The sequence below is a fragment of the uncultured Cetobacterium sp. genome, assembly GCF_947038635.1.
GTDB lineage: Bacteria > Fusobacteriota > Fusobacteriia > Fusobacteriales > Fusobacteriaceae > Cetobacterium_A.
In genome coordinates, this window is record NZ_CAMQXC010000085.1 from 1 (window position 1) to 9715 (window position 9715).

Genomic DNA, 9715 nt, shown 5'->3' on the forward strand with positions numbered 1-9715 from the left:
ATATAATATATAATAATAACAAATCCTATATATGTTTCAAATATGGTGAAACGTCTCTACAAGTTACCGTAAATAACTTACTATGGGCTTATTTTAAAGTTGAAAACTTTCAATTTTGATTTAAGTTCATATAAATTATGGATTAAATCAATATTGGAGGTTTTTATTTTTATGAAAAATGTTTTTAAGTTTTTATTAATTATTTTTATTGTATTTGTATGGCAAAAAACTAGGAGTTTTGCTAATTTAAAAGTTGGATTAGTTTTATCAACAGGAGGATTAGGAGATAAATCTTTTAATGATTCAGCATATAGAGGTTTAGAAATGGCTAAAAAAGATTTAGGAATAGATTTTAAGTATGTTGAACCAAAATCATCTTTAGAGGATGAAGAGTTTTTAAGAGAATATGCTGATGCAGAGTATGACTTTATAATAGGAGTAGGATTTCCTATGAAAGATGCTGTGGAAAATGTGGCGAGAGATTATCCTGAGATAAAATTTGCAATGATTGACAACACAACAAGTGAAAAAAATATTAAGAATTTATTATTTAAAGAAAATGAAGGATCTTTTTTAATGGGGGCTTTGGCAGCAATGATGAGTAAGAGTGATATAATTGGATTTGTAGGAGGTATAGAGGCTTATTTTAAAGTTGAAAACTTTCAATTTTGATTTAAGTTCATATAAATTATGGATTAAATCAATATTGGAGGTTTTTATTTTTATGAAAAATGTTTTTAAGTTTTTATTAATTATTTTTATTGTATTTGTATGGCAAAAAACTAGGAGTTTTGCTAATTTAAAAGTTGGATTAGTTTTATCAACAGGAGGATTAGGAGATAAATCTTTTAATGATTCAGCATATAGAGGTTTAGAAATGGCTAAAAAAGATTTAGGAATAGATTTTAAGTATGTTGAACCAAAATCATCTTTAGAGGATGAAGAGTTTTTAAGAGAATATGCTGATGCAGAGTATGACTTTATAATAGGAGTAGGATTTCCTATGAAAGATGCTGTGGAAAATGTGGCGAGAGATTATCCTGAGATAAAATTTGCAATGATTGACAACACAACAAGTGAAAAAAATATTAAGAATTTATTATTTAAAGAAAATGAAGGATCTTTTTTAATGGGGGCTTTGGCAGCAATGATGAGTAAGAGTGATATAATTGGATTTGTAGGAGGTATAGATATGCCCTTAATTAATAAATTTAAAAATGGTTATGAACAAGGTGCAAAATATATAAATCCAAATATAAAAGTTTTGAGTGCATATATTGGCGGAACAACAGCCTTTAATGATCCATTAAAAGCAAATGAGATGGCAACTCTTCAAATAAAGCAAGGAGCAGATATATTGTATCATGCCGCTGGAGGGAGTGGTTTGGGTGTTTTAGAAGCAGCTAAAGATAATAATATATATGCTATAGGGGTTGACTCGGATCAAGATGATTTTATAAAAGGAACAGTATTAACATCTATGATGAAAAATGTAGACATAGCAGTTTATAATACAGTTAAATCTATCTTGAATAATGAGTTTTACGGTGGAGATTCTTATTACGGATTATCTGAAAAGGGGATAGGAACAACAGACTTTAGAAATACAAAAGAGATAATAGGTGATGAGAAGTTAAAAAAATTAGAAGTTATAATAGAAAAAATAAAATTAAAAGAAATAATAATACAATAAAAAGTCGCAATTGCGACTTTTTTTATTGTATGTTATTCATAACATTAATAGTAAACTCTTGACACCAAAGAGCTGTCTTAGGATTAAACTCTTCATTATGTATCTCTGTATTTGATAAAATTCTTATAGCTAAAAAAGGAATATCATAAGCTTTTGCAATTTGAGCTACTGCAATTGATTCCATTTCTTCAGTTTGAGTTTTAAAAGTTGTATTTAAATATTTAATTCTTTCAATTTCTCTATTCCATTGATCAGCAGAACCGATAACACCTAAAGAAACTTTTCCATTAGAATAATTAGTTTTTTTAGCAATTTCCATTAAGTTTGAATCACTTGAAAATTTTTTATATGTAATAAGATTATCATTAGAGTCTCTAAGTCTCTGAACTACATCAAAAAATATTCCATCTCTCATGTTTTCTGGTATACCCTCTTCTTTTCTTTCTGTTCGAATAGCTCCAATATTTATAATATCAGTTCCTAAAACTATATCTCCTGTATGTAAAGAAAAATCATGTCCACCAGAAGTTCCTTGATTGATTATAATTGTAGGTTTATATTTTTCAATACCAATAGTTGTAGCAGCCGCAGCATTAACTAGGCCAACTTCTGTTCTAGAGACTATAATTTCATGTTCTCCAAGAGTTCCTTTCCAAAATGTCCAAGAACCTATATGTTCTTTAGTTGGATTTTTTAAAGTTTTTATTAAGTAATCAACCTCCATATCCATAGCACCTTGAACTAAAATAGTTTCTTTTGAAAAAGTAATTGAAGATAATAGTAAAAAAGTTGTGATAAATTTTTTCATAGTTTTGTGTTGCCTCCTAAATAAAGTATACCCAAAACTCTACACAAATAGTTATTAACTTTTATATTAATAAGCCATAGTAATCAATTTAAGGTTGATTGTAGAGACTCCTCACCGTATTTGAGGTATATATGAGCTAAATAAATAATATCAAGAAATTCTTTTTTGTGCAAGATATTGTTAAAAAAATAACAAAAAAATTATACTTAGAATAAAAATAAAAATATTTTTTCAAAAAAAGTTGACAAATAAAAAAAAATAGTTTATTATTTGTCTTAATAAAAAAACAAAAGGAGGAAAAAAATGAACACTAAATTTAAAGTAAACTTTTTATTAATACTGATAATAATAATAAGCTCTATGGTTTGGTGTTAGACGAAATTTTTCTTCTAAGTATTCAAGCCTTATTTTAGTACAAATTTAAGGCTTGAGCGATAAAAAAGTATTTTAAGGCTTGAGTCTATATAGATTTCAAGCCTTTTTTATTATTTATAAAAATTTGGGAGGAGTTAATATGATTGAAACTGGAAAAATTTGGTTTAATGGAGAATTAAAGGAGCATGACGATGCCAAAGTACATGTATTATCACATGTGTTACACTACGGATCAGGATGTTTTGAAGGAATAAGACTATATAAATTAAAAAATGGAAAATCAGCGATATTTAGATTAAAAGAACATATAGATAGATTATATGATTCTTGTAAAATTTATAAAATGGAAGTTCCTTATGCCAAAGAGGAATTTATAAAAGGTGTTTTAGATACAATAAAAACAAATAAATTAGAAAGTGGTTATATAAGACCATTGATTTTTAGGGGATATAATCAACTTGGAGTAAATCCAGCATGTAATCCAGTAGAGTCTATAATAGCAGCTTGGAAATGGGGAGCTTATTTAGGAGAAGAGGGATTAAAAAATGGAATAAGAGTTTGTGTATCTTCATGGAGAAGACCAGCACCTAATACTTTGCCTGCTTTAGCTAAAGCTTCTGGAAATTATTTGAGTTCTCAACTAATTAAAATGGAAGCTTTAGATATGGGATTTGAAGAGGGATTAGCTTTAGATTATTTCGGGAATATAAGTGAAGGAAGTGGTGAAAATATTTTTCTTATCAAAAATGGAGAACTATTAACACCACCGATGGCATCTTCCTCTTTAGCAGGAATAACAAGAGATGTAGTTGTTAAAATAGCTAAAGATTTAGGATTAGTAGTAAAATATGAAACGTTGCCTCGTGAATTTTTATATTTAGCTGATGAAATATTTCTAACAGGAACGGCGGCAGAAATAACACCAGTTAGTTCAGTAGATAATATAAAGGTTGGGTGTGGAAGCAGAGGTGAGATAACTAAAAAAATTCAAGAGGAGTTTTTTAAAATAGTTGAAGGTGAAAATGAAAAGTATCGAGAGTGGTTAACTATAGTTGAATAAAAGGAGGATGTAATTATGAAAAGTTATTTTATGGGAGTAGTTATTTTAATTATTGCATATTTAACATACGGAAAATATTTGGAAAAGAACTTTAATATAGATAATAGAGAAACCCCAGCTTTATCAAAAGCTGATGGAGTAGATTTTGTACAAATGAATTGGATTAAAAGTTTTCTAGTTCAATTTCTAAATATAGCAGGATTAGGACCAATTACCGGAGCTGTAGCAGGAGCTATGTGGGGTAGTTCATCTTTTTTATGGATTGTATTTGGAACTATTTTTGCAGGAGCAGTTCACGATTATTATACTGGAATGATTTCTATGAGAAATAATGGTGAAAATATGCAAGAGTTAATAGGAAAATATTTAGGAAATAAAGCAAAACTTTTTACTAAATATTTTTTAATTATATTATTAATCATAGTTGGAGTTGCTTTTATTACAGGTCCAGCAGAGATTTTACAATCATTTACAGGAGTTAACAAAGAGATATGGCTAACTTTGATTGTAGGATATTATATAATAGCAACACTTCTACCTATTGATAAAATTATAGGAAGAGTATACCCTTTGTTTGGAGGGGCTTTAGTTTTAATGATGTTTTTACTAATTGGAGCAATGTTAATAAAAGGAGTAAAAATACCAGAAGTAACTTTAGAAAATATGCACCCTAAAAAATTACCAATATTCCCTTATATGTTTGTTGTTATTTCATGTGGAGCAATCTCTGGATTTCACTCAACACAATCTGTCTTAGTAGCAAGATGTTTAAAAAATGAGAAAGATGGAAGAAAATCATTTATGGCAGCTATGTATTTAGAGGGGTTTGTAGCTTTGACGTGGGCTGCGATATCTTTAGGATTTTTTAATGGAGTAGAAGGACTAGCAGGAAGTGGAGGGGGAATGGTAGCTGTTAGTAAAATGATCACAGGACTTTTAGGAAAATATGGATTATTATTTACATTATTTGGGCTAATTGCTTTACCAATTACAACAGGAGATACAGCTTTTCGTAGTGCAAGAGTTACAATTGCTGAAGTTTTAAATTATAATCAAAGCTCATTGAAAAATAGATTAATAGTAGCTATTCCACTATTTTTATTAGCTGGTTTTTTATCACAATTTGGATTTAATACTCTTTGGAGATATGTAGCATCTACAAATCAGTTATTGGCAACACTAGGATTATGGACATGCACATATTATTTTATAGAGAAAAAAAGAAATTATTGGGTAGCAGGAATACCAGCTGCTTTTATGAGTGCGATGATTACTTGTTATTTTTTAGTTGCACCAGAAGGATTAAAATTAGATAATATGTATTTAGTATATAGTATAGGAATTTTAAATTTTATTTTGGCATTGATAGTTATTGGTTTAAAAAATGCTAGAGTAAATAAACAATTAGATAAAATAATTATATAAAATAATTATATAAACATAAAACAGGAGATAATTTAAAAATTATCTCCTGTTTTATGTTTTAAGAAATTGCTATTTTTATTTTTTTTGCAAGATTATAAACTTTATGCTTTGGTATACTACAAATAGCTATTCTAATACCTCCTGGAATAATTATTGCAAAAATATTTTCATTTTTTAATTTTAATTCAATTTCTTTCTCTAAACCTTTTGAAAAAGGGATTGTTATAAAAAATCCACTTTTATAAGGTAAAATATTAAGATTAATAGCTGCTGCCTCACCTAAAAATATTTCAGAACGTTCTTTAATCATATTTTTCATATAATTTTGTTCTAATAAAAGTTGTTTATATTTTTTTCTATTTAGAACAATATTGCTAAATAGAGTCATACCTCCTTTTGATATATTAGACCAAACACTTCTACAAGTATAAAGACTTGCATCTGTAAAATTATCTATAGTGTCTTTTGATGAAGAGATTGCTATTTGTGCACCGACTCTTAGACCGTAACAACAAAAAGATTTTGACATACTAAATGTAACCATAAGAAGAAGATTACTAGGAAGATCTTGATAAAACATACTTAAATCATTTTTTTTATTATTAAAATCCATGTAGGCAATATCATTAATTAAAATAATATTACAAATAGTGCATGCCTCTTTTAAAATATTCATAAAAGATTTAATTTCATAAGATGATAAAGTATATCCTGTAGGATTATGGCAAGGATTATTAAGTACAACAACTAGATTTTTTTGAATTTTAGCTAATTCCATAACTGAATTTTTAAAATTAATTAAATCAAATTTGTCTTTTTTATTAAAAAGAGAATAAGTTTGATAGCCACCACCGACTTCTTTGCTCATAAGTTTATAAGAACTCCACATATAATTAGGAAGAAGAACTACTTCACCTGGATTTATATAATTTTTAAAAGTATTATATATAGCTCCACTACCACCAGGTGTTGCAATGACTTCACAAAAATTATTTTTAAGAGCGTTAATATGATTTTTACCAAAAATATACTGTTTTACAGCATGAATAAATAACTCTTCACCATTTATACTTGAAGAATAATTGAAAAGATCTTTATCTGATAAATTTTTATATTCATTATTAACAATATCTAAAGTGTGCATCTCTTCATAATCATTATAAAAAATTCCTAAAGTTGCATTAATGACATTTTCTTTACCATATATTTTAGATGCTAAATCAGCATTTTTAGCAATTTGAAAACCATTATCGAAAATTTTTTTACTTTTAGAATGTTCAGCTAACATAATAATCACCTCTTAAATTTCTTTTAATGTAATTCTAAATTAAAAAAATATATAAGTCAAGAAAAATTAGAAAAATATTTTAAATAAAAAAATAAATAAAAAAATATTTTCAAAAATGAATAAAAATAAAGAGAAAGCGAACTCTCTCTTTGATTTTTTAAAATTCTTCTAATCTTCTTTCGTACATGTATTGTGTAAAAGTTAAATCGTAAACTTGTAACATTTCTAAATAGTCTTCAAATAATCTTCTAACAAGTAATGGAATTTCATCTATAGGAATAATTAAGTTGGGTATTTCAAATGCAAGAGATTGAACAGATTCCGTTAAAATTCCACCCATATAAACTTGCATACAATCAGTTAAAACATCATTAATTCTCTTTTTTAAACCAATAAATCCTAAAGGAGCAACTGGAATACCAGCACATGAACTAGGACATCCTGAAATTCTTATATTTTTAGCTTCTTTAAAAATAATTTTTCTATATTGAGGATAAAGATTAGCTAAACTATCTAATTCAACAGCAATTGAATCAGCTATAGACATAGAATCTTGAACTCCAATCATACAAACTGTAGATCCAACACAAGCTCTGATTTGACCTCTTATTGAAAAAGATTCACTTACAATTTCAGGGATTTCATTATTTAAAAATTCATAGATATATGGTAAAGCTGACTTATGTACCATAGGAACAACTAAATTTTGATTGATAGTAGCTCTAACAATAGGAGAATTTACTTTATCTAAAAGATTTACTAATTTTTGAGCATGCTCTTTTGATAAATCTCCATTTTTTACATAAAGGACTAAAGAAACAATATCTTTAAATTTAGTTTCTTTTACACATAAATCAATCCATTGTTTATAATTATCATCTGTATTAGTAATTTCAAATTTAGTTAATTTAGGAATAAAGTTAGTATAATCAATATTTTTAATAAGACCATTTTCAATGGTTTCTTTATTAAAGTATTCTAAGAAAAGCTTTCTAAATCCATCAATTCCAATTTTTTCAACTAAAAATCTAAGTCTAGCTTGCATTCTATTAACTCTATCTCCACGATCATAAAAAAGTTCGATCATAGCTTTAACTGCTTTTAATAAATCTTCTTCAGGTAGAAATTCAAGTAAAATATGTCCGATTTTACTTCCTCTTCCCATACCACCACCAGCAAAAACTTTAAATCCTTTTTTTCCGTTGATTTCCTTAGCTACAAATCCCATATCTTGTACTGCCATTACAAATTCATCGTCTGAACTATTAGAGAAACCTATTTTTAATTTTCTCCCGAAATCAAAAGCTTTATCAATAAAAAAAACTTCATTTTCAATCATTTTAGCGTAAGGAATAACATCAAAATTACTTTTTTTGTCAACTCCTGTATATGTAGAGACTAAAATACTTCTGAAAGTATTTCCACCACCACCCCTAAAATACATCTCTTTATTATTGCAAAGCTCAATAGTAGATTTAACTTTATTAAAATCAACTTCATGTAGTTGATAATTTTGTCTTGTTGAAAGATGTAAAAAAGGGATGTCTTGTTTAAACATAATATCTACTAAATCTTTAAAATTTTCAGTAGAAAGTTCTCCACCAACAGCTTTAAGTCTTAACATCATTTTTTTACCCTTTTGTTCATAAATTCCAAATTTAGATCCTTTTTTCTTTAATTCAGGGGATTTAATAATATTATTACTGTAATCGATAATACCATTTTCCAATTCTAAATATTGATTTTCAATTTCGTTCAGTTTTTTTGTGATTCTTTCCATTTTCTATCTCCTTTATTCGAACATATCCGATTTTAGTATTTTACAACTTTTTGAACATTAATTCAACTATTTTATGAAATAGCTTTTAAGAAAAATTGTTCATAAAATAAAAAAAAGCCCAAAAGGGCTTTTTATTTTGTAAAATTTTCTCCTAATTTCCAACATTTTCCAACTTTTTCTCCTAACTTGTAATAGGATTTTGTAGGCATTTCAAAAAGAATAGGTTTCAAAATATCATAATCAATATTTCCTTCAGAATTAAGAACTTCAGATTTGATATGAGTATGTCTTATTTTTAAAATATATTGATTATGCTCTTTTGTTTCATAGTTATCAGTAACTTCACATTCCATAACAATAGGAGATATATTTATCATAGGAACATTTCTTATTCCTATTGTATAATCAAAAACATTTGATTTATCCACTTTTCGACCACTAACAATTCCAACAAAATCAGCAGCTTCAAGCATATCTTCTGTTACAATATTAACAGAAACAGCAAGTTTGTCTTTAATAATCTCATTACTAAAATGATTTTTGTGTACACTTAATAAAATAGAATCATTTCCAATGATACCAACATGAGCAATATTAATCCAATTAACTTTTTCATACTCATCGAGCATACCAACAACAACGGTTGGAGTAGGATATAAAGCAACAATGGGACCTAAATTTTTCCACATAAAAATCACCTCTTAAAATTAAATTATATAATGAAATACTAAAAAAACAAATAAATCCTTTTATAATTTTTATTTTTGTAATATATCTTTTGGTTTATATGTTTCAAAGAACTCTTTATTAGCAATTCTATATATCTCTGAATAATCAAGAGGAGAAACTAAAAAGTCATCTTTTTTAACAATCATTTTTTCTCCCCATGGAGCTAAAATAAAGAATTCATTATTATTTTTAACTTTAACAACTTTAATTTCTCCAATTGGTTTGAAGAAACTCCAAGTCTTATTTTCTTTTTTAAAAAAAGTGTATCTTTTTTCAAATTTATCTTTAGTTACAATATATTCCTCTTTAGCATCAGTTGTATTTTTAACAATATAGCTAGGAACTGTAACTTGATTTATTGTTTCTAACCCATCTTTAGTGAATGTTTTTATAGTTTCACCTATTTTTCCTTCTCTAGCTAAAATAGGTTTGAATTTTTCAAAAACAATACTATTTGTTAAAGAAGGAGTAAGTTGCTCTTTTAATTCCTCTTGAGTTATAGGTAATGAGTTAGCATAAAGTAAATTACTAAGTAAAAGTCCTGTAAGTATTAATTT

Annotated in this window: 9 protein-coding genes and 2 riboswitches; of the genes, 4 read left to right on the forward strand and 5 right to left on the reverse strand. The window is 26.9% G+C overall.

The window, feature by feature from the left end:
* Positions 1–5 precede the first annotated feature (5 nt).
* A riboswitch (purine riboswitch) is annotated at positions 6–103 on the forward strand.
* 68 nt (positions 104–171) lie between these two features.
* Positions 172–672, forward strand: coding sequence for a BMP family ABC transporter substrate-binding protein (locus Q0V08_RS08455; protein WP_297433880.1), 501 nt, complete (start codon positions 172–174; stop codon positions 670–672).
* A 52-nt stretch (positions 673–724) separates the two neighbouring features.
* A complete protein-coding gene (locus Q0V08_RS08460) occupies positions 725–1693 on the forward strand; it encodes a BMP family ABC transporter substrate-binding protein (protein WP_297433882.1) in 969 nt (322 codons plus the stop codon).
* Between the two features lie 22 nt (positions 1694–1715).
* Here the strand turns inward: Q0V08_RS08460 and Q0V08_RS08465 are convergent, their stop codons facing one another.
* On the reverse strand, positions 1716–2501 hold the full coding sequence (locus Q0V08_RS08465) for a 5'-methylthioadenosine/S-adenosylhomocysteine nucleosidase (RefSeq protein WP_297433884.1): 786 nt from the start codon (positions 2499–2501) through the stop codon (positions 1716–1718).
* A gap of 57 nt (positions 2502–2558) precedes the next feature.
* Positions 2559–2656, reverse strand: a riboswitch (purine riboswitch).
* A gap of 359 nt (positions 2657–3015) precedes the next feature.
* Between Q0V08_RS08465 and Q0V08_RS08470 the strand changes: the two genes are divergently transcribed.
* On the forward strand, positions 3016–3936 hold the full coding sequence (locus tag Q0V08_RS08470) for a branched-chain amino acid transaminase (protein WP_297433886.1): 921 nt from the start codon (positions 3016–3018) through the stop codon (positions 3934–3936).
* A gap of 15 nt (positions 3937–3951) precedes the next feature.
* Entirely contained in the window at positions 3952–5361 is a 1410-nt protein-coding gene (locus Q0V08_RS08475; protein ID WP_297433887.1) for an aromatic amino acid transport family protein, read from the forward strand.
* Positions 5362–5419: 58 nt separating this feature from the next.
* On the opposite strand, the gene Q0V08_RS08480 is transcribed toward Q0V08_RS08475, so the two are convergent.
* From Q0V08_RS08480 to Q0V08_RS08495, 4 genes are all read right to left on the reverse strand, one after another.
* Complete coding sequence (locus Q0V08_RS08480) at positions 5420–6649, reverse strand: aminotransferase class I/II-fold pyridoxal phosphate-dependent enzyme (protein ID WP_297433889.1); 1230 nt, start codon at positions 6647–6649, stop codon at positions 5420–5422.
* 157 nt (positions 6650–6806) lie between these two features.
* Positions 6807–8429: a nitrite/sulfite reductase gene (locus tag Q0V08_RS08485; RefSeq protein WP_297433891.1), complete on the reverse strand. Its 1623-nt coding sequence runs from the start codon at positions 8427–8429 to the stop codon at positions 6807–6809.
* Between the two features lie 131 nt (positions 8430–8560).
* The gene (locus Q0V08_RS08490; RefSeq protein ID WP_297433893.1) at positions 8561–9118 is read right to left on the reverse strand and encodes a flavin reductase family protein; all 558 of its coding nucleotides are present in this window, start codon (positions 9116–9118) and stop codon (positions 8561–8563) included.
* 69 nt (positions 9119–9187) lie between these two features.
* Positions 9188–9715, reverse strand: a 528-nt coding sequence (locus Q0V08_RS08495) for a hypothetical protein (RefSeq protein ID WP_297433895.1), incomplete at its 5' end; no start/stop codon positions are given.